Source organism: Micrococcus sp. CH7, assembly GCF_001595485.1.
GTDB classification, from domain to species: domain Bacteria; phylum Actinomycetota; class Actinomycetes; order Actinomycetales; family Micrococcaceae; genus Micrococcus; species Micrococcus luteus.
In genome coordinates, this window is record NZ_LOSQ01000044.1 from 1 (window position 1) to 23,939 (window position 23,939).

Sequence of the window (23,939 nt, forward strand, 5' to 3'; positions counted from 1 at the left end):
TAACCCCAGCCGAGTACGCTCGGCAGTGCACCCATCAAATGGAAACCGACGACTCACAGAACGTCCGGACCGAATGAAGGGGGCGGCTCACCCCCGTAGACGCGGGTGAGGTCTGCGGTGCGAGCGGCCCAAATGATGGTGGTGTCGGCCTCCAGGCCTGCGAGGTCCAGCAGGGTATTGGCGGCTGAGTGGCCGGCACCGGTCACCATGACTCGCTTGCCGGCGAAGCGGTCACGGTCGCGGCCCTGCACGTCAGGCAGCGGCGCGGTGATGTGGCCCGCGGCGCGGGCCTGCTGCTCGCCGGGAGCAAGGAGCCCGGCCTGTCCGAGGGGGTTGGGCGTGGACCAGGTGCCGGAGGCGTCGATGACCGCGGAGGCGAGCACGTCTTCGCTGTGCCCGTCGGTGGTCTGGATCCGGACGAGGAAGGGGGTCTCCTCGCGGCGTGCGGTGCGGGTCTTGTCGATGCCGGCGCGGGAGACGGCGGTGACCCGCGCCCCGCAGCGGATCGACTCGGCGAGCTGGGGAAGCTGCGCGAGCGGTTCGAGGTAATGCTCGCGCAGTTCGTGACCGGTCGGGAGAACGTCGGCGTCGGGTGCGGTCCAGCCGGCAGCTTCGAGGAGACGCTGTGCGGCGGCGTCGAGGTTGTACTGCCACGGCGAGAAGAGCCGCGTGTGCCCCCACTCGGCGATCGCGGCTCCTGCCGCGGTCCCGGCCTCGAGGATCAGGAACGGCAGGCCGCGCTCAGAGAGGTGGGCAGCGGCGGCAAGGCCGATGGGGCCAGCGCCGATGACGACAATGGGATGTGAGTTCGTTGCGGTGGTCAAGATGATGAGTCTCCTTGCTGCGGGGCGGTCAGTTCGCGGTGCCGGTGAGGTCGGTCAGGAGCTTGCGGACGTGGGTGTCGATGTCGTCGCGGACCAAGCGCATCCGCTCCATCCCTTCGATGCCGCGCTGAGAGGGCTCATCGGTGTGCCAGGTCGTGACCGGCGCGGTCATGCCCTCGACGGGTTTGATGACGGCTTCGTCGCCGATGACGATCACGTGGTCGACGCTTCGCAGCAGCTCGGGGGTGACCGGCTGCGGGACGGCGGAGGACATGTCCGCGCCGACCTCGGCGATCGCCTCCGCGGACTGGGCGTTGATGGCGGTGCCCGGGCGGGTGCCGGCGGAATGCACGTCGACCTCATCCCCGGCGTGATGGCGCATGAGGGCGGCGGCCATCTGGGACTTGCCGCCGTTCTTCACGCAGACGAACAGGACTGAAGGGCGCTTCGTGGTCATGGCGAGGGGATCCTTCTGTGGGGTCATCGGGTGGGGGCGGTGGTGTCGCCGGGGAACAGGCGCCGCCCCATAGCGAGGGCGACGTAGACGAGGGCGACGAGGACGGGGACTTCGATCAGCGGGCCGACGACGCCGGCGAGGGCCTGGCCGGAGGTGACTCCGAAGGTGCCGATGGCGACGGCGATGGCGAGCTCGAAGTTGTTGCCCGAGGCCGTGAACGCGACGGTCGTGGACTTCGCGTAGTCGAGGCCGATCGCGCGGCCGAGCAGGAAGGACCCCAGGAACATGACGACGAAGTAGACCAGCAGCGGCAGGGCGATGCGGGCCACGTCCCCCGGTGCGGAGATGATCGCGTCGCCCTGGAGGGCGAACAGCAGCACGATGGTGAACAGCAGCCCGTACAGCGCCCAGGGGCCGATCTTCGGGAGGAACCGCTCCTCGTACCAGGTCCGACCCTTGGCTCGCTCACCGAGGATGCGGGTCAGGAACCCTGCGACCAGCGGGATCCCGAGGAAGATCAGCACGCTGAGGACGATCGCGCCGATCGAGAACTCGGCCGACGTGGTCGGCAGCCCCAGCCAGGATGGCAGCGCCTGGAGGTAGAACCAGCCCAGGGCACCGAAGGCGATCACCTGGAAGACGGAGTTGATCGCGACCAGCACCGCGGCTGCTTCTCGGTCACCGCAGGCGAGGTCGTTCCAGATGAGGACCATCGCGATGCAGCGTGCGAGTCCGACGATGATCAGGCCGGTGCGGTACTCTGGAAGGTCGGCCAGGAAGATCCAGGCCAGGGCGAACATGAGTGCCGGGCCGACGATCCAGTTCAGCACCAGCGAGGTCACCAGCAGGCGTCGGTCCGCGCCGATGCGCCGGGTCTCGTCGTAGCGGACCTTCGCCAGGACCGGGTACATCATCACCAACAGTCCGATCGCAATGGGCAGGGACACGGATCCGATCTTCACCGCCTCCAGCGCGGTGTTCAGGCCGGGGATGAACCGTCCCAGCAGGAGACCCACTGCCATGGCGGCCAGGATCCACACCGGGAGCCAGCGATCGAGGAAGGACATCTCCTTCATCACGCGGGGCTGCTCCACATCCTTGGTGGTCGTACTCATCGGGCTTCGACACCTTCCATCGACGGATATCGATGCGAACGCTATGCTTCACATCGATGACTGTCAATGTAAGGTGGGGACATGTCCACGACGACCGCGATCACAACTGCCGGGCTCGAGACGATGAACGGCCCTGAGGAGTGCTGCAGGCTCTCAGCGGGGCCCGTCGACAGCGTCGAGGCCGAGAGGATCGCGTCCTTGCTCAAGGCGCTTTCCGACCCGACCCGTCTCCGGCTTCTGTCCCATGTCGCTGCTCAGGGCTGCAATTCGGTCTGCGCCTGTGATCTCACCGAGCCGCTGGGCATCAGCCAGCCGACCGTGAGTCACCACATGAAGAAGCTCGTCGACGCTGGCCTGCTCACGCGCGAGCAGAAGGGCCGCTGGGCGCACTACTCCGTCGTGCCGTCGGCCTTCGCCGAGCTCCGTTCCTTCCTCGACATCGCCTGAACCCCCGCCGCCGACTTTGGAGATCCTCCTGACCGCACGGCCCAGTGTCCAGGTCGTCTGCGTCCACAACGCCGGTCGCTCGCAGTCCGGTTAGCCGGCGACGCGTTGGTCCGCTGCCACCGCCGGGTCCAGCAGGACCTGCATGGCCACCGCGGCCGCACGGGCGACCCGCTCTACTCCGCCCGTCGAACCCTGCACGCCGGAACCGGGTTGCTCACCGACAAGCAGAGGGCCCGGCTCGAGGCCACTTGGGGGACCTGCCAGCGGATGATCAGCGCCTACCGCGAACCCGACAGGGCTCGAGGAAAGGAGTCGATGGTTGGCGTGCACAGGTTCAGGAGGAGGTGACAGGCAGGTCCTTCGGAGACTTGCGCTGACCGGAGCGCTGCCCGGACTGCCCGGACCGCCCGGACCGACCGGGCTGCGCCCTGGGGCAGGGTCACAGCATTTCCAGTGGTCGCGGTCCGCTCGGGGGCGGAAACGCACGGTCCAGAGCATCCAGGTCTTCGCGGGTCAGCTGCACGTCCAGTGCTGTGGCGTTGTCGCGCACGTGCTGCGGGCTGCTCGCCTTGGGGATCGTGCAGAGCGAGTCGCGGCGCAGCACCCAGGCAAGGGCCGCCGCCGCGGGGCTGACGCTGTGACGGGCCGCGACGTCGTTCAGCGTCGTGTCGTCAAGGATGCGGCCCTGCTCGATCGGCGAGTACGCCATGACCGGCAGCTGGTGGTCGGTGCACCACGGCAGCAGGTCGTACTCCGGTCCTCGCCGCGACAGGTTGTACAGCACCTGATCCGTGGCCAGCCCGCTGCTGCCCGGCACGTCCTGCAGCTCGGCGAGGGCCCGGTGGTCGAAGTTGCTGACGCCCCAGTATCGGATTTTCCCGTCCTCGACGAGCTGGTGGAAGGCTGCGACGGTGTCCTGCAGCGGGTACCTGCCCTGCCAGTGCAGCAGGTAGAGGTCGATCCGATCGGTGCCCAGGCGTTTCAGGCTGCGTTCGCAGGCCGCGATCGTGCCGGAACGGGAGGCGTGGGACGGCATGACCTTGCTGACCACGAACGCCTCGTCGCGGCGACCCGCCAGTGCTTCACCGACCACCTCCTCCGCGCCGCCGTCGGCGTACATCTCGGCGGTGTCGACCAGCGTCATGCCCAGCTCGAGGCCGGCGTGCAGCGCGGCGACCTCGTCGCCGCGGCGGCCGGGGTCCTCACCCCAGCCCCAGGTGCCCTGGCCCAGCACAGGGATGGACTCACCGCTCGGCAGCGTTATCCGTCGCATCCGCGATCACTTCCTTCTGGTTGTCCTGAGGTGGGACGTGGGCTGAGATCCTCGAAGGGTCGGCGCGTCCTCGACCGGTGCTGGCTTATAGGAGGGTGGCGGGTACCGAGGTGCCGGGTGTCGAGCTGGTAGTCAGCCCCGCCTGCGCCATGTGGCGTACCGGGCTGCTCACGAGCGGTTTCCGGCGCCGGTGGGCTGGACGGTACCACCACGGCGGAACAGAAGGCAGAGGTCATCGGGTGAGCGGCTGGTGTCCAGGTTCCCGTCTCGGGCCGCATACCTCGTTCCTGCTGATCGCCGGTCAGCACAACGCCCAAGCCGCCCACAGTCTCGCCTGTCACCCTGGCAGCGCACCCCGGCCGCCCACACCTCCGCCCCTGCAGTAGACTCCTGAACACTGTTCAACTCGTCGGGCCCTCGCCATGCGCCCCGCGCCTCGGCAGCGCCCCCTCGCACTCGCTTCCGCACCAGGAGTCCCTCCATGAGCACTTCCGTGCCCTCGTCCCACGACGGCCACGTCCGCCCCGCGGCCACCACGACGGCGGACCGCCCCGCCGACGCCGGCCGCCCCCGTCACGGTTCCGCCGGCGGCAGCCTCGCGCGCATCGCCGTCATGACCGCGTTGATGGCCGTGCTCGGTCTGGTGCCGCCGATCGCCGTCGCCGGTGTGCCCGCCCCGATCGTGCTGCAGAACATCGCCGTGATCCTGGCCGGTGTGATCCTCGGCCCGTGGCGCGGGGCCGCCTCGATGGCGCTGTTCAACGCGCTCGTGGCGCTCGGCCTGCCCCTGCTCACCGGTGGTCGCGGGGGTCTGGGTGTGTTCGTGGGCCCGTCGGTCGGCTTCATCCTCGGCTGGATCCCCTCGGCGATGATCGTCGGCCTGATCTTCTGGGCTCTCACCTCCCGCTCCCGCCCCGGCCTGAGCGCCGGACGGATCGCGCTGGCGGCCGCCGTGGCCGGTCTGATCGGCGGCGTGATCATGGTGTATGTGTTCGGTGCGTTCGGCTTCGTCGGTGTCCAGGGCATGGAGTTCGGCGCCGCGATGCTCTCCATGGCCGTGTTCGTGCCCGGCGACCTCACCAAGCTCGTCATCGCCGTCCTCCTTTGCGCCGGCCTGTGGAAGGCCTACCCGCGCGCCTTCCGGTGATCCCTCCGGTGCGCCTGCCCCCGTCCGACGACGACGTCGCCCCCGCCGTCTCCCGCCTCGCCCCGCTGCGGGGCGCGGACCACGAAGCCGTGCTGCGCCGGGCGCTGGAGGCCCGGACTGCCGGGCTGGTCCCGCTCGTGGGCGACGAGCGATGGTCCGTGGCGCAGTGGCAGGCCGGCGTCGGGCACGCCGAGGCGCTGCTGGCCGAACTGACCGCGCGGGCTCCCGACCGGGCCGCCCGGATCGGCTGGGCGGCCTTCACCTCCGGAACCACGGGACGGCCCCGCGTGATCCTGCGCACGGCCGACTCCTGGCGGACCGGCCACCGGCTCGTCGAGGACTGGCTCGGCCTGGAGCCGGGTGAGAGCCTGCTCGTCCCCGTGCACCCGGTGTCCTCGATGGCGGTCAACGCGGCGGACCTGTGCGCGCATGTCGGTGCACGGCTGCTCGTGCCCAGCCGCGCCCGGCTGCGCGCGGCGGACGTCACGGGCGGGGCCGCGGCGGTGCACTGCACGCCCGCACAGCTGGCCGACCTCTGCGATCTGCTGGCCGCGGTCCGGGCCGCCAGCGCCCCCGCTGGCCCGCGCGTCGTCCTGGTGGGCGGGGACCGTCTGCCCGGTCAGTTGCGCGAGCGCGCCGCCGCCCTGGGCCTGCGCGTGGTCCACTACTACGGGTCCGCCGAGGCCAGCTTCGTGGCCGTGGACCCGGACGGCTCCGGCCTGCGTGCCCTGCCCGGCGTGCGTCTCGAGATCCGCGAGGGCGTCCTGCACGTGCGCTCGGACCAGCTCGCCGAGCCCGACGGCACCCGCCTGACCGACGGCACACCCCGCTGGGGCGCCGACGGCTGGCTCTGCACCGGGGACCGGGCCCAGATCGACGACGACGGCGTCCTGCACCTGCGCGGTCGCGCCGACGACGCCATCCTCACCGGCGGAGCCACCGTGATCCCGGCCGAGGTGGAGGCCGAGCTGCTGCGCGCCACGGTCCGTCGCGAGAGCACGGCCTCCGGCGGGGACTCCGCTCCCCACGCGGTCCCGGTGTGCACCGCCGTGCTCGTCCAGGGCGAGCCCGCCCCGCGGCTGGGGAGCCTCGTCGTCGCCCACGTGGAGCCGGCACCCGGCCTGCCCGCCGACGTCGTGCTGGCTGCCCTCAAGGAGCACGCCCGCACGCACCTGCCCCCGGCCGCGCGGCCGCGACGTTGGCAGGTGGTGGACCGGCTCGAGCGCACCGGCAGCGGCAAGATCCGCCGGATGGCCCCCGACGTCGCCGCATTCCCCGACCCGCCCGGAGGCAGCGCATGACCACCACCCCGGGGTTGTGGATCACCGCCGCCGCCCGGACCGCGTTCACGGCCCGCTCCCGCGGGCAGGCCGGTCTCGATGCCGGCGCGCTGTCCGCCCAGGCCGTGGCCGCGGTGACCGGCCCCGCCGCTGCGGACGTGGCCGCCGTCGTGCTCGGAAACTGCACAGGGCCCGGTGGCAACCTCGGGCGGATAGCCGCGCTCGCGGCCGGTCTGGGCGAACACACCCCGGGGTGGTCCGTGGACGCCCAGTGCGGCGCCGGGCTGGCCGGGGTGCTGCAGGCCGCCCAGCACGCCGCGTTCACCGGCCGGCCGTGCGTGGGTGGCGGCGTCGAATCCCCGTCCACCGCTCCGCAGCGCAGCCGGGACGGGGTGCCCTACACGCAGGCGCCCATGGTCCCGTCCGGCTGGCCGGACCCGGGCATGACCGCCGCCGCTGACGCCCTCGCCGCCGCGGACGCGATGCCGCGCGCCCGCCAGGAGGCGTTCGCCGCGCGCTCCCACGCCCTCGCGCTCGCCGCGGCCGGACTGCGTCGCATCGAACGGGTGCCCGGCGCTCCCGACGACGACGGTCCGCGCCGCCTCGACGCCCGCGCCCTCGCCCGCTTCACGCCCGTCCACCCTGACGCCGACCCGGCCGCCGCGGTCACCGGGGGCACCGCCGCGCGGATCGCCGACGGCGCGGCCGCCGTGCTGGTGGTGCCGTGCGAGCGGTCGCCGGTGGGGCGGGACGAGCCCGCGGGTGGTCTGCGTCCGGTGCGGATCGTGGGGGCGGAGATCCGGGGCGGGGACCCGGCTCTGCCCGGCATCGCCCCCGTGGCCGCCGTCGAGCGGGCTCTCGCCGCGGCCGACTGGAGGCTGGGGGAGGTCGCCGTCGTGGAGGTGGTGGAGGCCTACGCCGTGCAGGCGCTGGCTACCCTGGACCGGCTCGGCCTCACCGACCACGCGCGGCCGGGGCCGGCCTCCCTGGGCTCGGACCGCCAGGGCCTGGACGACTGGGGCGTGGACCGGCGCGTCAACGCGGCCGGGGGAGCGCTCGCGCTGGGGCACCCATGGGGCGCCTCGGGCGCGGCGGCCGTCGTGCGGGCTGTGCACCGATTGCAGGGGCAGCCGCCCGGGGCGCGCGCCGTGGTCGCCTGCGCCGTGGCCGGAGGGCTCGGGATAACGATGCTGCTGGAGGTGGCGTGAGGTGACCGTGCTGGGGCATGAAGGGCATCCGCAGGTCCATCCTGGGCGCACGAGTACCGCGCGGGTGGCCCGCCTGGGCGCACTCATACCCCAGAATCGGCCGGGAACGTGGCAGAAGTGCGCCCGGGCAAGGTGGGGGCGCGCCGGGTTACACTCTTGAACGCTGTTCAGCCAACGCTGCTCCACACCGGAGCGCACACCGGCTCCGCACGGCCCACACCGCCCCCCGCCCAGCCCGGAGGACTGCGGATGACCCTGCTCCTGGAGGTGACCTGCACTGACCGTTCCCAACCGCACATCCAGCACGCCGCAGGACCGTTCCGTCACCCTCACGGGCGTCCGCGTCGAGGCCGACGGCCCCGAGGGCGTCGTCGTGCTCCTCGACGGCGTGGACCTCATCCTCACGGCCCCGCGCGTGGCGGTGATCGGGGAGAACGGCTCCGGCAAGTCCACGCTGGCCCGCGCGATCGCCGGGCTGGCCGACGTCGTCGCCGGGGAGGTGACCGTGCACGGGGTGGACGCCGTCCGGGACGTGAAGGCGCTGCGCCGCACCGTCGGCTTCGTGTTCGCGAACCCGGCCGCGCAGATGGTCATGCCCACCGTCCGGGAGGACGTGGAGCTGACCGTGAAGTCGCTCAGGGGCGACGCCGGCCGCCGCCTGACCCAGGACGACGTCGCCGCGCGCGTGGCCGCGGCGCTTCAGGAGCACCGGCTCACCGCGCTCGCGGACCGGGCGTGCCTGTCCCTGTCCTCGGGGCAGGCGCAGCGGCTGGCCATGTGCTCGGTGATGACCGCCGGGCCGTCCCTGGTGATCGCCGACGAGCCGACCTCCCTGCTGGACGGCCGGCACCGGCGGATCGTGGCCGACCGGCTGCTGGCCGCAGACCCCTCCGCCCCGGACGGGTTCCAGCTGCTGCTGGTGACCCACGACCTCGAGCTGGCCCGTGCGTGCGACGAGGCCGTGTGGATCCACGGCGGCCGTGTGGAGCGGACCGGCCCGGCCGAGGACGTGGTCGAGGCGTACGAGCGCTTCCTGGACCACGCCGTGGCGGCGGAGCTGCGCTGATGCTCTCCCTGTACATCCACGGCGACTCGCCCCTGCACCACGCCCGCGCCGGCCTCAAGACGGGCCTCTTCGCGGTGTGGGTGCTGGCCCTGACCCTGCTGCCGCCGTCCCTGTGGACGGCCGGCGCCGCCGTCGTGGGCGCCGTGACCGCGTATCTCGTGGGCTTCGGGCTGCGGCGTGGGGCGGCGATGATCGCCTCCGACCTGCGCGCTCTGTGGCTCTTCTACGTGGTCCTGTTCGCGGCGCAGTGGATCTTCACCGACGCATTCGCCGCCGGACTCATGGTGGCGCGCGTGCTCGGGCTCGTGCTCACCGCGCAGGTGCTGACGCGCACCACCCGGATCGCGGACATGACCGGGGCGGCCGAGGCGGTGCTGCGGCCGGTCGAGCGGATCCCGTGGGCGGGGCCGCGCCTGGCGCGGGCGGGGTTCCGCGCCGACCGCGTGGGCCTGGCGATGGGCCTGGTGCTCTCCTCGATCGGCCACCTGCGGGCGCTGGCCGAGCAGATCCGGCATGCGCAGGCCGCCCGCGGGGTGCGGATGGCGCCGTGGGCCTGGGCGCTGCCGCTGCTGGTGCTCAGCTTCAAGCACGCGGACGACGTCGGGGACGCCCTGGCCGCCCGCGGCATCGACTAGAGCTGCCCGCCCTTCCGCGTTGGGGGCGGAACTCGGCGGTATTCGGGGTGGGGATCCCCGAGTTCCGCCCCCGGACCGCGTGGGGTGGTGGGCCGGCTCAGAGGGGGCCGTCCAGGGGCAGACGGTCGCGGTCGTAGGTGATCTCGGTGAAGCCGTGGGGCACGGGCTTGCCGTCCTCGCCCAGGGACACGAACACGATCTTGTCGATGGTCAGGATCATCTCGCCGGTCACGATGTTCCGCACCTTCGCCCGCATGGTCAGGGACGTGCGCCCGAACTCGGTGGCGCGCAGGCCCATCTCGATCATGTCGCCCTGCTTCGCCGAGGCCAGGAAGTTGATCTCCGAGATCAGCTTCGTCACGCACCGCGGGTTGCCCAGCTGCAGGGTCGCGTAGATGGCCGCCTCCTCGTCGACCCAGCGCAGCAGCGACCCGCCGAAGAGGGTGTTGTTCGCGTTGAGGTCCTCCGGCTTGACCCACTTGCGGGTGCGGAAGTTGACGTCGTCGTGGGCGGCGCGGTCGGCCGAACGGGTGAAGAGCGTGGAGTCCATGGCCCCACGGTAGAGCGACGCCGACGCCGGCACGAGGGAGGGCGCCCGATGCGGAGACGTGCTCGACCGGGCCGTAGGGTCGCCGGCAGGGATCCGCAACGGACCACACAGGAGGGACCCGACCGATGACCATCCGCCCCCACCCCGACCCCGCCACACCCGACGCCACCTGGCGCGATGTGCCGGTGGTCGGCTTCACGGTCGCCGCCGGCATCGCCGTCCTGTTCTGCCTGGTCTGGCTGCTCCGGGACGGGCTCACCACCGACTACACGTGGGGGCTGCTGCTGGCCCCGGTGCTCATGGGCATGGCCGGGGTGGCGGTGATGGTCCTCTGGGAGCGGCTCCTCGTCCGCGTCCCGCGGCTGGCCGCCACGCTGGTGGCCGGCGACGCCCTCCTGGCCTTCGTGCTGGTGCTCGCCTGGTGGCTCGTGGAGGTGAACGCGCAGACGCACCTGTTCACCGGGAGCACGTTCTGGCTGCTCGCCGTCGCCCCGGTCTGCGCGGGCCTCGCCTGGCTCGCGCACCGGCTGCTCCCGGCGGCCCGCCGGCCCGTGGGGGAGCCCCCCGCCGCCCTCGACGACGATGCCTGGGCCCGCCGCCTCGCCAGCGGGCCTGGGCGGTCACCGCGCTCGTGCTGCTCATCCTGGCCACCCGTCTCCCGGGCGTGGTGGCCGGGGAGCGGCCCAGCGCGTGGGACGTCGCGTACCTGCTGCTCGCCGTCGTCGTGCTGGTGTCGGAGTGGTGCGGCTACCGGGCGGCGGTGCGCCGGGCCCGCCGCTGAGGGGTCTCAGGCCCCCGCGGCGGCCAGCACCCGCGCCACGTGGCGGCGGTGCACCTGGTGGATGATTTCGATCAGTCCGCACCCGAGCGCGGCGACCACCAGCGCGGCCACGAGCACGTCCGTGGGCGGGACCTCCATCCGGTGGTACCAGCGGGAGGCCGGCACCAGCACGACGGCGGCCAGCACCGCGTACATCGCCAGGATGAGGACCACCACGCGCGCGCTCAGCGGCCGGGACATCACGCTGAGCACCCACAGGCCCAGCAGGGTCAGGGTGATCATGAAGGCGGCCTGCTGGCGGGGCAGGTCGACGTCGCCGGCGGTGAGGCGCACGTACGTCTGCAACGTCACCATGGACAGCAGGATCACCGCGCCGGAGGGGATCGCGAACCGCAGCGCCCGCCCCAGGAAGCCGGGCACGTAGCGGCGCGGGTTCGGCAGCAGGGCGAGGAAGAACGTGGGTGCGCCGATCATGATGAAGTCCACGGTGGAGGCCTGCCGTGGCAGCAGCGGGAACTGCCACGCGAACAGGGAGAACACCACGCCGAACAGCAGCGCGTACGTCGTCTTCGTCAGGTAGATGTGGGCGAGCCGCTCCATGTTGGCGATCACCTGGCGGCCCTCGCCGAGCACGCGTGGCAGGCGGTCGAAGCGCCCGTCCAGGAGCACCATCCGGGACACCGCCTTGGTGGCCGGGGCCGCGTTGCCCATGGCGATGCCCAGGTCCGCGGTCTTCAGGGCCAGGGCGTCGTTCACGCCGTCGCCGGTCATGGCCACCACGTGCCCGCGCGACTGCAGCGCCTGCACCATCGCCTTCTTCTGGTCCGGGCTGACGCGGCCGAACACGTCGTGCTCGGCCATCACGTCGGCGAGCGCGCCGGGGTCCTCCGGCAGGGTGCGCCCGTCGTAGGCCTGGCCCGCCACCTCGAGACCCACCTCGCGCGCCACGGCGGCCACGGTGCGCGGGCTGTCCCCGGAGATCACCACGGTCCGCACGCCCTGCGCGTGGAAGTAGTCGAGGGTCTCGGCGGCGTCCGGGCGCACGTTCTCGCGGAACGTCACGACGGCGACCGGGACGCCTCCGGCGGGCAACGCATCCCCGATCAGGGGCTCGTCCGTGCGGGCCAGCAGCAGCACGCGGCGGCCGGCGTCCGCGTCGGCGTGGACCTGGGCGCGGACGGCCTCGGCGGCGTCGGGGCCCAGGAGCCGCTCGTCCACGAGGGCCTCGGGCGCACCGAGCAGCCACGTGCCGGCCGCGGCCCCGGCCTCCGGGCCGAACGCGACCGCCGACCACCGGCGCGCGGAGGAGAACGCCACCTGGGCCGCGGGGTCCACCGCCGGGACGGCCGTGAAGGGCTCGCGCAGGGCCGCCGCGGTGGGGTTCACGTCCGGGTCCGCGCCGAACCAGGCGAGCACGGCCCGAGCCCCGTCGCCGACCTCGGCCGGGGCGCCGTCGTCGTGGGCGTCCGGGGACGCGTCCGCCGAGGCGGGCGCGGCGAGCCGGTCGAACCGGACGCCGCCCTCGGTGAGGGTGCCGGTCTTGTCCAGGCAGACGGTGTCCACGCGGGCCAGGACCTCCACGGCGGGCTGCTCCTGGATGAGGACCTCCTGCTGGGCCAGCTTGAGCGCGGCCACGGCGAACGCGATGGTCGTCATGAGCGCCAGGCCCTGCGGGATCATGCTGGTCACCGCCGCCACGGACGCGATCAGCGCGGGCTCCAGGGCGGCCTCGCGCGGCTGGGAGAGGGCGAGGGACCAGCCGCCGACCGCCGTCATCTGGCCGTGCACGATCACCGCGATGATCGGCACCAGGGCGATCGTCAGCCAGCGGGCCACCGTCTCCAGGGCGCCGCGCAGCTCCGAGCGGATGGCGGAGTAGCGGCGGGCCTCGGCGCTGAGCCGGGCCGCGTGCGAGGCCGAGCCCACCGCCGTCGCGCGCACCAGGCCCGCGCCGGCCACGACGGCCGAGCCCGAGAGCACGGCGTCCCCGGGGGTCTTGGGCACGGGGTCGTTCTCGCCGGTGAGCAGCGCCTCGTCCATGTCCAGGCCGTCCGAGACGAGGACCTCGCCGTCCACGGGCACCTGGTCGCCGCGGCGCAGCACCACGACGTCGTCCCGCACGATCTGCGCCATCGGCAGGGGCACGCGCGCCCCGTCCCGGATGACGACGACGTCGTCCTGGTGCAGCAGCGCGATCCGGTCCAGCTTCCGCTTGGCCGAGTACTCCTGGACCACGCCGATCACCACGTTGGCCACGGCCGCCAACGAGAACAGCAGGTCCAGCCAGCGGCCCATCAGGATCACGACGACGGCGCACAGCGCGATCGCCAGGTTGAACAGCGTGAACACGTGCACGCGCAGGATCTGCCCCAGCGAGCGGGACGTGTCCCGCGACTGGACGTTGACCAGGCCCGCGGCCTCCCGCTCGGCGACCTCGGCGGCGGTGAGCCCGGTGATCCCCGCCGCGCCGGTGAACCCCAGGCCCGTCCCGCTCTCGGGGGCGGACGGGTGCGCGGACGCAGGGGAGGGGGAGGCCATGGCACAGAATCTACCCAGCCGGCGTGGGGCCGGGCATCCGACGAGGGGATGAACCCGGGTGCGACCGCAGGAGGGACCGCGGGTGGGGCGGGCTCACTCGCCGGCCTGGCCGTCGATCCCCTCGCGCAGCAGGTCGGCGTGGCCGGCGTGGCGGCCGTACTCCTCGATCATGTGGGTGAGGATCCACCGCAGCGAGACCGGGTCCCGCCCCTCCCGGATCCGGTGGGCGCGGGCCAGGGCCGCGGCGCCGTCGTCGCCGTCCGCCGCGAGCAGGTCCACCACGATCTGCCGGGACCGCTCCACCTGGCCCTGCCAGAGGGCGCGCAGGTCCGCCGCGGAGTCCTGCGCCGCGCTGTGCCAGTCCCAGTCGGGGTCCGCGTCGAAGTCCGCGCCCACCCAGGGCGTCGAGGTGGGCTCGCCGAGGGCGACGGCCTCGAACCACCAGAACTCGACGAACGCGAGGTGCTTGAGCAGGCCGCCGAGCGTCATCGCGGACGGGTGCCCCGGCAGCCGGCGGTGCAGCGCCGCCGTGTCCAGGTCCGCCGTCTTCCACTCGATCGTGGCGCGCAGGAAGTCGAGGAAGCCCAGCAGGGTGGCAGCCTCGCCCGCGGCGAAGGGCGGCTCGGGGCGGCCCTGGTCGTCGTAGAACACGGTGGTCATGGCGGCCAGGCTACGCCCCACCCGCGTTGTCGTTCGGGAAACGGCGCGTCCGGGGGCGGGGGCGCGGGCGGCCGGGGGCGGGTGAGGTGGCGGACCTGGAACGCGTGCGGTCGCTTTGAGCCTGAAAAGTGCGCCCATACCGACCGCAGGCGTTCCCGGAACGGGCGGGCCGGCGTCGTCGGCCTGGCGGACGAGGTGCATGACGCCCTCGCGGTCGGAGGCGATCCTGCTCACCGCGGCGGATCGACCACGAGTCGCACCCGCGGGCTCGCCTGCTCGGCGGCGCCCTCCTGGGTCTCGGCGATCCGGCGCCAGATGCGGTCCGCCGACGGGTCGACCATCAGGTGCCCCATCTGCCGGATGACGGTGCCGAACACGGACGTCGGCATGCTGCGCCGCGGGGCGAAGCCGGACCGGCGCAGGCGCTCGGTCTGTTCCGTGGTCAGGTCCACGAGGCGCTCCAGCAGGGACTCGGTCTCCCCGCCGGCCTCCAGCAGCGAGCGGCGCACGTAGGCCCCCACCACCGGGTGGTCGGCCAGCAGGTCCGCGAACGCCGCGTCGCGGGCCGCGGACACCACCTGTGGGGTGCCCACGAGCGGGACCTCGTCGAGGGTCGCGGCGATCAGGCGCAGCACGTCGTCGTCGACGGCGCGGGTCAGCCCCGCCTTGCTGCCGAAGTGGTGCCGCACCAGCCCGGGGGCGACGCCGGCCCGTTGCGCTATCTCGCGGACGCTGGCCATCTCGACCCCCCGCTCGGCATACAGCTCGAGGGCCGCCAGGCGCAGGCGCGCGGGGGAGGAGAGATCGTCCTGATCGAAGGGCAGGGGGGTGTTCATCGGGTCCTCGGGGCTGGGTCGGCGGATGGGATGGCCCGTGGTCGGGAGATGAGGATGCGGGGGCTCGCTGAACCCTACGGCAGGGATCGAAACGCCCCCCGCACCCTTCTTGCACGCTAGTGCAACATCGTGCTTGAGTGTGCAACATCAGCTCAGTGAGGCATGTCACAGACGACTGCCGCCCGCCTCCGCGACCACCACACCTCCCAGGGGGACCCATGCAGACCACCGACACCGTCCTCGGCACCCCGTCCACCATGGGCGACGACGAGCAGCTCACCACCACTCGCCTCCTGCGGGACGCCGCCCGGACCTTCGGGGATCAGCAGATCATCCACACCCGCGGCGGCGGCTCCCGGTGGCAGACCACCTACGCGGCCGTGTGGGAGCGGGTGCGCCGCATGGCCGCGGCCCTGCGCGCCGAGGGCGTCGGGCCGGGGGACCGGGTCGGCCTGCTGCTGTGGAACGACGTCCGCCACCTCGAGTCCTACTTCTCCGTCCCGCTGCTGGGCGCGACCATGGTGCAGCTCAATCTGCGCCTGGCGCCCACGGACCTGGCCTACGTGATCACCCACGCGCAGGTGGGGACGATCGTCGTGGACGAGACCCTCCTGGAGCTCGCCGCCGCGCTCGAACCGCACCTGCCCGGGGGCATCCGCTGGATCGTGGCCGGCGACGGCGAGCTCCCCGCCGACTGGGCCGGTCGCGGCGACGTCCTCTCCTACGAGGCCCTCCTCGACGGGCAGGAGCCGCTCGAGACAGCGGACCTGCCGAACGTGAGTGAGCGCTCCGCCTCCGGCGCCTGCTACACCACGGGCACCACCGGCCGTCCCAAGGGCGTCTTCTACTCGCACCGGGCCACCTGGCTGCACGCGCACGCCGTGGTGTCCACCCTGGGCATGACCATGGCGGACACCGCCCTGCTGCTGACCCCCATGTTCCACGCGCAGTGCTGGGGCCTGCCGTTCGCCGCCGTCGCCGTGGGCGCGCGCCTGGTGCTGCCGGGCCGGTTCAACCTCACGGACACCCCGTGGCTGACCTCCACCCTCGTGGACCACGGCGTCACCGTGGCCCCGGCCGCGCCCGCGATCCTCATGCCGATGCTCCACCACCTCCGCACCCTCGAGACGCCCCCACGGATGGACGGCGTGCGCCTGCTGTGCGGCGCGACCGAGCCCCCCGTGGCCATGATGCGCGGCTTCGACGAGCTCACCGGCGCGGAGGTCATCCACGCCTACGGGGCCACGGAGACCTCGCCCATCGTCTCCCTCAACCGCATGAAGCCGAGCCTCATGGACACCCTCTCCGAGGATGAGCGGTGGAACCTCAAGCGGTTCCAGGGCCTCGTCGTCGTCGGGGTGGACGTGAAGATCACCGACCCCCTGGGCGAGCTGCTGCCGCCCGGCGAGGAGAACGTGGGCGAGATCCGCCTGCGCGGGCCCTGGGTGACCACCTCCTACGCCGACAACGCCGAGGCCACCGAGGCCGGCTTCGACGACGAGGGCTACTGGCGCTCCGGGGACCTGGGCTACCTCTCCCCGGAGGGCTACCTCAAGGTCACCGACCGCCTGAAGGACGTGGTCAAGTCCGGTGGCGAGTGGATCTCCTCGATCGACCTGGAGAACCACATCATGACCGTCCCCGGGGTCCGCGACGCCGCCGTGATCGGCGTCCCCCACCCCCAGTGGGAGGAGCGCCCCCTGGCCCTCGTGGTGCGGGACGAGGACTCCGACGTCGACCAGGACGCCGTCCTCGCCGCACTCGCCGAGCGCTTCGCCACCTGGCAGCTGCCCGACGAGGTCCGCTTCGTGACGGAGATCGACCGGACCGGCGTCGGGAAGGTCAACAAGCGCAAGCTGCGCGCCGACTACGCCGACGCCCTCACCTCCGGCCGCTGACCGGCCCGCCACCTCCCCAGACCCACCCCGACCCCAGGAGACCCCGTGACCCAGGACGCCTTCCTCTACGACGCCCTCCGCCCACCGCGCGGTGCCGGCAAGCCCTCCGGCTCCCTCCACGAGGTCAAGCCGATCGACCTCGTCGTCGGCCTGACCCACGCGCTGCGCGACCGCCATGAGGGGCTCGACCCCGCCGACATCGAGGACATGATCCTCGGCTGCGTCAGCCCGGTGGGCGACCAGGGCGCGGTCCTGCCCCGGGTGGCCGCCCTCAAGGCGGGCCTGCCGCAGACCGTGGCCGGCGTGCAGCTGAACCGGTTCTGCGCTTCCGGACTCGAGGCAGTCAACCAGGCCGCCGCCCGCATCCGCTCCGGCTGGGAGTCCCTGCTCGTGGCCGGCGGCGTGGAGTCCATGTCCCGCGTGCCCATGGGCTCCGACGGCGGCGCGTGGGCCATGGACCCGGCCACCTCCCTGGCCACCGACTTCATCCCGCAGGGCGTCTCCGCGGACCTGATCGCCACCCGTGAGGGATTCAGCCGCGCAGAGCTGGACCGCTTCGCCGCGCAGAGCCACCGCCGTGCCGCGGCGGCGTGGCAGGAGGGCCGGTTCGCCCGCTCCGTGGTCCCGGTGACGGACATGAACGGGATGACCGTGCTGGACCGGGACGAGACCATCCGCCCCGACTCGACCGTGGAGACCCTGGCCACGCTCAAGCCCTCCTTCGAGGCGCTGGGCCGGGAGGCGGGCTTCGACGCCGTGGCGCTGGAGAAGTACAGCTCGCTGGCGGGGATCGAGCACCTGCACCACCCCGGCAACTCCTCGGGCATCGTCGACGGCGCCGCGCTGACGCTGATCGGCTCCGAGGAGGCCGGCCGGCGGGCCGGGATGAGCCCGCGGGCCCGGATCGTCTCCGCCGCCGTCGTCGGCTCCGAGCCCACCATCATGCTCACCGGCCCCACCCCGGCGTGCCGCAAGGCCCTCGAGGTGGCCGGCATGACCGCCGCGGACATCGACCTCGTGGAGATCAACGAGGCGTTCGCGGCCGTGCCGCTGCTGCTGATGAAGGAGATGGGCTGGACCGAGGAGCAGACCAACGTCAACGGCGGCGCGATCGCCATGGGCCACCCCCTGGGGGCCACCGGCGCCATGATCCTCGGCACCCTCGTGGACGAACTCGAGCGGCGCGACCTGCGGACCGGCATCGCCACGCTCTGCATCGGCGCCGGCATGGGCGTCGCCACGATCGTCGAGCGCGTCTGAGCGCCCCACCCACCCGACCGACCAGCACGGCAGGAAGAGCACCGGCATGAGTGAGCACATGATCACCTGGGACCAGGACGCCGACGGCGTCGTCACGCTGACCATGGACGACCCGCAGGCGCGGGTCAACACGATGAACGAGCGGTACCAGGACGCGATGGACGCCGTCGTGGACCGCCTGGAGGCGGAGCGGGACACGGTGACCGGCGTCGTCCTGACCAGCGCGAAGAAGACCTTCTTCGCCGGCGGCGACCTGGACTCCCTGGCCCAGGCCGGCCCCGAGGACGTGGAGTCCGTGTTCGCGCTGACGCAGCGGGTCAAGGGCCAGCTGCGCCGCCTCGAGACCCTCGGCCGCCCCGTGGTCGCCGCGATCAACGGCACGGCGCTCGGCGGCGGCCTGGAGATCGCCCTGGCCTGCCACCGGCGCATCGCCGTGGACGACCCGGGGCTGAAGGGCGGCCTCCCGGAGGTCACCCTGGGCCTGCTGCCCGGAGGCGGCGGCATCACCCGCCTGGTGCGCATGGTGGGCGTGGAGCGCGCCCTGATGGAGTGGCTGCTGCAGGGCACCGCCCGCGACGCCCGGGCCGCGATGGAGAAGGGGATCATCGACGAGGTCGTGACCGACCCCGCGGACCTGGTGCCCGCCGCCAAGCGCTGGATCCTGGAGCACCGCGACGACGCCGACGCCGCCGCGAAGCCCTGGGACGTCAAGGGCTTCAGGATCCCCGGCGGCACCCCCGCCCGAGCCTCCTTCGCCTCCCGTCTGCCCGCGTTCGCCGCCACCCTGCGCCGGCAGCTCCACGGCGCGGACCTGCCCGCCCCGAAGGCGATCCTCAGCGCCGCGGTGGAGGGCTCGCAGGTGGACTTCGACACCGCCTCGCGCATCGAGACCCGGTACTTCGTGTCCCTCGTGACGGGCCACACCTCCTCCGCCATGATCCAGGCGTTCCACTCGGACATGCAGGCGCTGCGCTCCGGCGCGGCCCTGGGCGGTCCCTCCCGCGAGCGCAGCACGATCACCACGGCGGCGGTGCTGGGCGCCGGGATGATGGGCGTGGGCATCGCCCACGCGCTCGCGCTCAACGGCGTGGACGTGATGCTCAAGGACGTCAGCCTGGAGGCCGCCGAGCGCGGCCGTGAGCGGGTGGGCGCCCTCCTCGAGGGGCGCGTGGCGAAGGGGCGCATGAGCCGCGAGGACGCCGACGCCGTCCTGGCCCGCGTGCAGCCCACCGAGGACTATCAGGACCTCGCGCACGTGGACGCGGTGATCGAGGCCGTGTTCGAGGACGTCGAGCTCAAGGACTCGGTGTTCGCCGAGGTGGAGAAGGTGGTCGGCCCGGACACCCTGCTGTGCAGCAACACCTCCACGCTGCCGATCACCCTGCTGCAGGGCCCGCGGGAGCGCTCCCAGGACTTCATCGGCCTGCACTTCTTCTCCCCGGTGGACCGGATGAAGCTCGTGGAGATCATCCGTGGTGAGCAGACCTCCCCGCGCACGGTGGAGCGCGCCTACGACCTGGTGCAGCAGATCCGCAAGCTGCCCATCCTGGTCAACGACGGGCGCGGCTTCTACACCTCCCGCGTCTACGGCACGCTCGTGCTCGAGGCCGCGGCCCTCGTGGAGGAGGGCGTGGACGCGCAGCGGATCGAGCGGGCGGCCCGCCACGCCGGCTTCCCGGCCTCCCCGCTGGCCATGATGGACGAGGTCTCCCTGACCCTGATCCAGCACATCCGCCGCGAGGAGGAGAAGGCCGTCGCCGAGGCCGGCGGTGAGCGTCCGGTGCGTCCGGGCGAGCGCGTGGTGGAGCGCATGGTGGACGAGTTCGGCCGCCCGGGCCGCGCTCAGGGCGCCGGCTTCTACGAGTACCCGGAACAGGGCCCCAAGCACCTGTGGCCAGGCCTGGCCGAGCACTTCGCCACCGGGGCGGACGTGCCCGAGCAGGACCTGCAGGACCGCCTGCTGTACCGCATGGCCATCGAGACGGCCCGCTGCTTCGACGACGGCGTCCTCACCGACGCCCCCTCGGCGAACCTCGGCGGCGTGTTCGGCATCGGCTTCCCGCCGCACACCGGTGGGCCCGTGACGTTCATGACGCACCGCGAGGGCGGACCGGCCGCGTTCGTGGCCCGCGCCGACGAGCTGGCCGACCGCTACGGCGAGCGGTTCCGTCCCGGCGGCACCCTCCGGCAGCTGGCCGAGCGAGGCGAGGGGCCGGGCCGATGAGCGCCGCACCGCTGGCCGGGGTGCGCGTGGTGACCATCGCGCTGAACCTGCCCGGGCCCGTCGCCGCGGCCCGCCTGCAGGAGCTGGGCGCCGACATCGTCACGGTGCTCCCGCCCAGCGGGGACCCCGTGGCCACCCTGGTGCCGGCCCTCTACGAGGAGCTGCACCGCGGGCAGTCGGTGCGCACCGTGGACATGAAGTCCCAGGCCGGGGCTGCCGAGATGGAGCAGATCCTGGCCGAGGCGGACGTGTTCCTCACCTCCCACCGCTCCGGGGCGCTGCGCCGGCTGGGCCTGGACGCCGACGCCGTCCGCGCCCGCCACCGGCGGATCTGCCAGGTGGACATCACCGGATACGACGGGGACCGCACGGACGTGCCAGGCCATGACATCAACTACCAGGCCGCGGCGGGCCTGCTGGCGCCGGGGGCTCCACCGCGGATCCTCGCGGCGGATCTGCACGGTGCCGAGCGGGCCGTCTCCGCCGCGCTGGCCCTGCTGTGGGCCCGCGGCGCGGACGGGGACGGCGGGCATGCCACGGTGGCGCTCGCCGATGCGGCGCACGCCCTGGCCCTGCCCAACCGGCACCGCATGACGGGCCCGCGCAGCCCCCTGGGCGGGGCCCTGCCCCACTACGGGGTGTATCCGGCGGCCGAGGGCCATGTGGCCGTCGGCGCGCTCGAGCCGCACTTCGCGGCCGCGCTTGTCGAGGGCCTCGGGCTGGACGCGGACGGGGACGTCCGCGCGCAGCTCACCGAGGCCCTCTCCCGGCACGACGCCGCCCACTGGCAGGCATGGGGGGAGGAGCGGGGCATCCCGCTCACCGCCCTGGCCAGCCCCACCGCCTGACCCCCACGACTCAGCACCCCCCTCGAACGACCTCCAGGAGCCCCTCATGACCACCACGGATTCCCGCACCCGCTCGCTGATCGACGTCGACGTCGACGTCCTCGAGTACCACCGCCTCCTGACGCCCGAGCAGCAGGAGGAGCTCACGGAGATCCGCGCCGCCCTGGCCGAGATCGTCACCCCGCACGTGGCGGAGGCCTGGAGCCGGGACGAGTTCCCGCACGAGATCGCCCGCCGCGTCGGGGAGCTGGGCTACAACCACATCAGCGGCATGACCGAGGACCCGTTGTTCCGCGGGCACCTGATGGCCGAGCTGGCCCGCGCGGACATCTCCCTCAGCGTGTACTTCGCCCTGCACAACGACCTCGTCGGGGCCACCCTGGAGGCCCTGGGCTCGGAGGAGCAGAAGCAGAAGTGGCTTCCGGGCCTGTACGCGATGGAGTACACCGGCTGCTTCGCGCTGACCGAGCCGGAGCACGGCTCCGACGTCGCCGGCGGCATGGCCACCACGGCCCGCCGAGAGGGGGACGAGTGGGTGATCAACGGGGCCAAGCGGTGGATCGGCAACGGCACCATGTCCCGCATCGCGATCGTGTGGGCCCGGGACGAGGAGGACGACCAGGTCAAGGGCTTCATCGTGGAGACCGACACCTCCGGCTACGAGGCCACCAAGATCGAGCACAAGACCGCGGTGAAGATCGTCCAGAACGCGGACATCACCTTCACGGACGTGCGCGTCCCGGCGGAGAACAAGCTGGAGAAGGCCAACACCTTCGCGGACACCAACGTGATCCTGCTGGGCTCCCGCAACGGCCTGGGCTGGCAGGCCGTGGGCGCGCAACAGGGCATCCTCGACGCCGCCCGCCGCTACGCGCTGGAGCGCGCCCAGTTCGGTCGCCCGATCGCCGGGCATCAGCTGGTGCAGTCCCTGCTCGTGCAGATCGCGGCCAACCTGGCGGCCACCCTGGGCATGGCGCACCGGGCGGTGCAGCTGGAGGCCGCCGGCGAGGTGTCCATGACGCAGGCCTCCCTGGTGAAGCTGAAGACCTCCCAGATGTGCCGCGAGTCGGCCGCGCTGGGCCGGCAGATGATGGGCGGCAACGGCATCCTCGCCGACGTCGGGCTCGGCCGGTTCTTCTGCGACGTCGAGGCGATCTTCACGTACGAGGGCACCTACGAGGTGAACTCGCTGATCGTGGGCCGCGGCCTCACCGGTCACTCCGCCTTCCTCTGACCCCCCTCCGATGACCGCCCCGACCAGATCAGGAGCCACCGTGACGAACTCCGAGACCCCCGACACCTCCGCGACCACCGTCGGCCGGCCCACCGAGCGCCGGGGTCATGTGGCCGAGCTGCTCTCGGCCACCGTGGCCCGGCAGCCGGATGCCGTTGCCCTGCGGATCGGCGAGGCCAGCATGACCTACCGCGAACTGGATCAGGTCACGGCCGCGACGGCCGGCTGGCTGCGCCACCGCGGGGTGGGCCCGGGGGACCGGGTGGCCATGATGCTGCCCAACATCCCGGCCTTCGTGGCGGTCTACGAGGCGCTCATGCGTCTGGGCGCGGTGATGGTGCCGCTCAACCCGCTGTTCACCGCCCGTGAGCTGGAGTACTTCCTCGAGGACTCCGGGGCGCGCATGCTCTGGGCCATGCCCGGGCTGCCGGCCGTGGACGAGGCGGCCGGGAACGTCGACGTCGAGGTGGTCACCCTGGACCTCGAAGCGGTCGGGCGGGAGTGCGCCGCCGAGGGCATCGCCCCGGTCACGCAGATCACCCCGCGGGACCCGGACGACGACGCCGTCCTGCTCTACACCTCGGGCACCACGGGGCGGCCCAAGGGTGCCCGGCTGACGCACACGAACCTGCGTTCCAACGCCATGGCGACGGCGACCGGCCTGGGTCGGCTCGGCCCGGACGACGTCGTGTTCGCGGCGCTGCCGATGTTCCACGTGTTCGGGCTCTCGGTGGTGCTCAACGGGGCGGTGTTCGCCGGGTCCACCCTGTCCCTGATGCCGCGGTTCGTGCTGGAGGCCGCCTACGACCAGCTGCAGGACCACGGCGTCACGTTCCTGCCCGGCGTGCCCACCATGCACGGGGCGTTCCTCTCCGTGGCCCGGACCCGCCGTGAGGCCGGGGCCGAGCCGGCGGACTTCTCGAGGCTGCGCATGCCCCTCTCCGGCGGTGCGAGCCTGCCGGTGGAGACGCTGCGCGCGGCGGAGAAGCTGTACGGCGTTCCCGTGTTGGAGGGCTACGGGCTGTCCGAGAACGCGGGTGCGTGCTTCTTCAACCCCGTGGACGCGCCGACCCGCCCGGGCACCGTGGGCCGGCCGGTGGACGGCTTCGAGTTCCGGATCGTCGCGATGGACGGCACCGAGGTGCCCGAGGAGGACCTCGAGACCTCCGGTGAGCTGCGCATCCGGGGCGAGGGCATCATGGCCGGCTACTGGGGCCGCCCGGAGGACACGGAGGCGGCGTTCGACGAGGACGGCTGGTTCCGCACCGGGGACATCGCCCGCCGGGACGAGGCCGGGTACGTGATGATCGTGGACCGGCTCAAGGACGTGATCATCCGCGGCGGCATGAACGTGTACCCCCGTGAGGTGGAGGAGGTCCTCTACGAGCACCCGGACGTGGTCGAGGCCGCCGTGGTGGGTGTGCCGGACGAGCGGCTGGGCGAGGAGATCGCGGCCTTCGTCTCCCTGGCCCCGGGCAGCGCCGCAACGGGGGAGCAGCTCCAGGCGTTCGCGGCCGAGCGGCTGGCCCGCTACAAGCAACCGCGGGAGGTGACTGTCCTGGACGGGCTGCCGAAGAACGCCACGGGCAAGATCCTGCGCCGCGAGCTGCGTCAGGGGTGAGGGGCGGGGCGGTCTGGGTGCGGTCGTCTGGTCTGAG

20 protein-coding genes and 2 pseudogenes are annotated in these 23,939 nt (G+C 72.9%); 14 read left to right on the forward strand and 8 right to left on the reverse strand.

Going from position 1 to position 23,939, the window contains the following annotated elements; all coding sequences use genetic code 11:
* Window positions 1-89: 89 nt before the first annotated feature.
* The 3 genes and pseudogenes from AUV08_RS10495 to arsB form a co-directional block, all read right to left on the reverse strand.
* A pseudogene (locus tag AUV08_RS10495) lies at window positions 90-824 on the reverse strand (FAD-dependent oxidoreductase); the annotation flags it as partial.
* 28 nt (window positions 825-852) lie between these two features.
* Window positions 853-1,281 (reverse strand): low molecular weight phosphatase family protein, encoded by a 429-nt coding sequence (locus AUV08_RS10500; RefSeq protein WP_002855764.1) that lies wholly within the window; start codon window positions 1,279-1,281, stop codon window positions 853-855.
* A gap of 23 nt (window positions 1,282-1,304) precedes the next feature.
* Complete coding sequence (gene arsB, locus AUV08_RS10505) at window positions 1,305-2,396, reverse strand: ACR3 family arsenite efflux transporter (RefSeq protein ID WP_036381392.1); 1,092 nt, start codon at window positions 2,394-2,396, stop codon at window positions 1,305-1,307.
* Window positions 2,397-2,477: 81 nt separating this feature from the next.
* On the opposite strand from arsB, the gene AUV08_RS10510 reads away from it, so the two are divergent.
* Window positions 2,478-2,843 (forward strand): helix-turn-helix transcriptional regulator, encoded by a 366-nt coding sequence (locus tag AUV08_RS10510; RefSeq protein ID WP_049148029.1) that lies wholly within the window; start codon window positions 2,478-2,480, stop codon window positions 2,841-2,843.
* 84 nt (window positions 2,844-2,927) lie between these two features.
* A pseudogene (locus AUV08_RS10515) lies at window positions 2,928-3,161 on the forward strand (ISL3 family transposase); the annotation flags it as partial.
* Between the two features lie 121 nt (window positions 3,162-3,282).
* Here the strand turns inward: AUV08_RS10515 and AUV08_RS10520 are convergent.
* A complete protein-coding gene (locus tag AUV08_RS10520) occupies window positions 3,283-4,116 on the reverse strand; it encodes an aldo/keto reductase (RefSeq protein ID WP_061866807.1) in 834 nt (277 codons plus the stop codon).
* A gap of 481 nt (window positions 4,117-4,597) precedes the next feature.
* Between AUV08_RS10520 and AUV08_RS10525 the strand changes: the two genes are divergently transcribed.
* The 5 genes from AUV08_RS10525 to AUV08_RS10545 all read left to right on the forward strand — a co-directional run bounded on the left by AUV08_RS10525 (window position 4,598) and on the right by AUV08_RS10545 (window position 9,452).
* On the forward strand, window positions 4,598-5,263 hold the full coding sequence (locus tag AUV08_RS10525; RefSeq protein WP_041104671.1) for a biotin transporter BioY: 666 nt from the start codon (window positions 4,598-4,600) through the stop codon (window positions 5,261-5,263).
* A gap of 8 nt (window positions 5,264-5,271) precedes the next feature.
* Window positions 5,272-6,564, forward strand: coding sequence for a class I adenylate-forming enzyme family protein (locus AUV08_RS10530; protein WP_159833549.1), 1,293 nt, complete (start codon window positions 5,272-5,274; stop codon window positions 6,562-6,564).
* Window positions 6,561-7,751, forward strand: coding sequence for a hypothetical protein (locus AUV08_RS10535; RefSeq protein WP_041104673.1), 1,191 nt, complete (start codon window positions 6,561-6,563; stop codon window positions 7,749-7,751). Before AUV08_RS10530 ends, AUV08_RS10535 begins: the two co-directional genes overlap by 4 nt.
* A gap of 373 nt (window positions 7,752-8,124) precedes the next feature.
* Window positions 8,125-8,817 (forward strand): energy-coupling factor ABC transporter ATP-binding protein, encoded by a 693-nt coding sequence (locus tag AUV08_RS10540; RefSeq protein WP_231862040.1) that lies wholly within the window; start codon window positions 8,125-8,127, stop codon window positions 8,815-8,817.
* Window positions 8,817-9,452 (forward strand): energy-coupling factor transporter transmembrane protein EcfT, encoded by a 636-nt coding sequence (locus AUV08_RS10545; protein WP_061866811.1) that lies wholly within the window; start codon window positions 8,817-8,819, stop codon window positions 9,450-9,452. Before AUV08_RS10540 ends, AUV08_RS10545 begins: the two co-directional genes overlap by 1 nt.
* Window positions 9,453-9,549: 97 nt before the next feature.
* Here AUV08_RS10545 and AUV08_RS10550 read toward each other — a convergent pair whose 3' ends face one another.
* The gene (locus AUV08_RS10550) at window positions 9,550-10,002 is read right to left on the reverse strand and encodes an acyl-CoA thioesterase (RefSeq protein ID WP_010080066.1); all 453 of its coding nucleotides are present in this window, start codon (window positions 10,000-10,002) and stop codon (window positions 9,550-9,552) included.
* Between the two features lie 631 nt (window positions 10,003-10,633).
* Between AUV08_RS10550 and AUV08_RS12015 the strand changes: the two genes are divergently transcribed.
* On the forward strand, window positions 10,634-10,783 hold the full coding sequence (locus AUV08_RS12015; protein ID WP_157554049.1) for a hypothetical protein: 150 nt from the start codon (window positions 10,634-10,636) through the stop codon (window positions 10,781-10,783).
* Window positions 10,784-10,789: 6 nt separating this feature from the next.
* Here AUV08_RS12015 and AUV08_RS10560 read toward each other — a convergent pair whose 3' ends face one another.
* The 3 genes from AUV08_RS10560 to AUV08_RS10570 form a co-directional block, all read right to left on the reverse strand.
* Window positions 10,790-13,321 (reverse strand): HAD-IC family P-type ATPase, encoded by a 2,532-nt coding sequence (locus tag AUV08_RS10560; protein ID WP_061866813.1) that lies wholly within the window; start codon window positions 13,319-13,321, stop codon window positions 10,790-10,792.
* A 93-nt stretch (window positions 13,322-13,414) separates the two neighbouring features.
* Window positions 13,415-13,981, reverse strand: a complete 567-nt coding sequence (locus tag AUV08_RS10565) for a DinB family protein (RefSeq protein WP_041104677.1) — start codon at window positions 13,979-13,981, stop codon at window positions 13,415-13,417.
* A gap of 230 nt (window positions 13,982-14,211) precedes the next feature.
* Window positions 14,212-14,817: a TetR/AcrR family transcriptional regulator gene (locus tag AUV08_RS10570; protein WP_061866814.1), complete on the reverse strand. Its 606-nt coding sequence runs from the start codon at window positions 14,815-14,817 to the stop codon at window positions 14,212-14,214.
* 218 nt (window positions 14,818-15,035) lie between these two features.
* On the opposite strand from AUV08_RS10570, the gene AUV08_RS10575 reads away from it, so the two are divergent.
* The 6 genes from AUV08_RS10575 to AUV08_RS10600 are packed head-to-tail and all read left to right on the forward strand — an operon-like array spanning window position 15,036 to window position 23,902.
* Entirely contained in the window at window positions 15,036-16,715 is a 1,680-nt protein-coding gene (locus AUV08_RS10575; RefSeq protein ID WP_061866815.1) for a long-chain-fatty-acid--CoA ligase, read from the forward strand.
* A gap of 45 nt (window positions 16,716-16,760) precedes the next feature.
* On the forward strand, window positions 16,761-17,975 hold the full coding sequence (locus tag AUV08_RS10580; RefSeq protein ID WP_061873240.1) for an acetyl-CoA C-acetyltransferase: 1,215 nt from the start codon (window positions 16,761-16,763) through the stop codon (window positions 17,973-17,975).
* Between the two features lie 46 nt (window positions 17,976-18,021).
* Window positions 18,022-20,199, forward strand: coding sequence for a 3-hydroxyacyl-CoA dehydrogenase NAD-binding domain-containing protein (locus AUV08_RS10585; protein WP_061866816.1), 2,178 nt, complete (start codon window positions 18,022-18,024; stop codon window positions 20,197-20,199).
* Window positions 20,196-21,047, forward strand: coding sequence for a CoA transferase (locus AUV08_RS10590; RefSeq protein WP_044658735.1), 852 nt, complete (start codon window positions 20,196-20,198; stop codon window positions 21,045-21,047). The genes AUV08_RS10585 and AUV08_RS10590 overlap by 4 nt, the downstream gene beginning before the upstream one ends.
* Before the next feature lie 46 nt (window positions 21,048-21,093).
* Complete coding sequence (locus AUV08_RS10595; protein WP_061866817.1) at window positions 21,094-22,281, forward strand: acyl-CoA dehydrogenase family protein; 1,188 nt, start codon at window positions 21,094-21,096, stop codon at window positions 22,279-22,281.
* 40 nt (window positions 22,282-22,321) lie between these two features.
* Entirely contained in the window at window positions 22,322-23,902 is a 1,581-nt protein-coding gene (locus AUV08_RS10600) for a long-chain fatty acid--CoA ligase (RefSeq protein ID WP_231862041.1), read from the forward strand.
* Window positions 23,903-23,939: the final 37 nt, after the last annotated feature.

What these genes read in the sequence shown, in the direction of transcription:
- AUV08_RS10500 (WP_002855764.1), bottom strand. Translation starts at nt 1,281, where the DNA reads ATGACCACGAAGCGCCCTTCAGTCCTGTTCGTCTGCGTGAAGAACGGC.
- arsB (WP_036381392.1), bottom strand. Translation starts at nt 2,396, where the DNA reads ATGAGTACGACCACCAAGGATGTGGAGCAGCCCCGCGTGATGAAGGAG.
- AUV08_RS10510 (WP_049148029.1), top strand. Translation starts at nt 2,478, where the DNA reads ATGTCCACGACGACCGCGATCACAACTGCCGGGCTCGAGACGATGAAC.
- AUV08_RS10520 (WP_061866807.1), bottom strand. Translation starts at nt 4,116, where the DNA reads ATGCGACGGATAACGCTGCCGAGCGGTGAGTCCATCCCTGTGCTGGGC.
- AUV08_RS10525 (WP_041104671.1), top strand. Translation starts at nt 4,598, where the DNA reads ATGAGCACTTCCGTGCCCTCGTCCCACGACGGCCACGTCCGCCCCGCG.
- AUV08_RS10535 (WP_041104673.1), top strand. Translation starts at nt 6,561, where the DNA reads ATGACCACCACCCCGGGGTTGTGGATCACCGCCGCCGCCCGGACCGCG.
- AUV08_RS10545 (WP_061866811.1), top strand. Translation starts at nt 8,817, where the DNA reads ATGCTCTCCCTGTACATCCACGGCGACTCGCCCCTGCACCACGCCCGC.
- AUV08_RS10550 (WP_010080066.1), bottom strand. Translation starts at nt 10,002, where the DNA reads ATGGACTCCACGCTCTTCACCCGTTCGGCCGACCGCGCCGCCCACGAC.
- AUV08_RS10560 (WP_061866813.1), bottom strand. Translation starts at nt 13,321, where the DNA reads ATGGCCTCCCCCTCCCCTGCGTCCGCGCACCCGTCCGCCCCCGAGAGC.
- AUV08_RS10565 (WP_041104677.1), bottom strand. Translation starts at nt 13,981, where the DNA reads ATGACCACCGTGTTCTACGACGACCAGGGCCGCCCCGAGCCGCCCTTC.
- AUV08_RS10570 (WP_061866814.1), bottom strand. Translation starts at nt 14,817, where the DNA reads ATGAACACCCCCCTGCCCTTCGATCAGGACGATCTCTCCTCCCCCGCG.
- AUV08_RS10575 (WP_061866815.1), top strand. Translation starts at nt 15,036, where the DNA reads ATGCAGACCACCGACACCGTCCTCGGCACCCCGTCCACCATGGGCGAC.
- AUV08_RS10585 (WP_061866816.1), top strand. Translation starts at nt 18,022, where the DNA reads ATGAGTGAGCACATGATCACCTGGGACCAGGACGCCGACGGCGTCGTC.
- AUV08_RS10590 (WP_044658735.1), top strand. Translation starts at nt 20,196, where the DNA reads ATGAGCGCCGCACCGCTGGCCGGGGTGCGCGTGGTGACCATCGCGCTG.
- AUV08_RS10595 (WP_061866817.1), top strand. Translation starts at nt 21,094, where the DNA reads ATGACCACCACGGATTCCCGCACCCGCTCGCTGATCGACGTCGACGTC.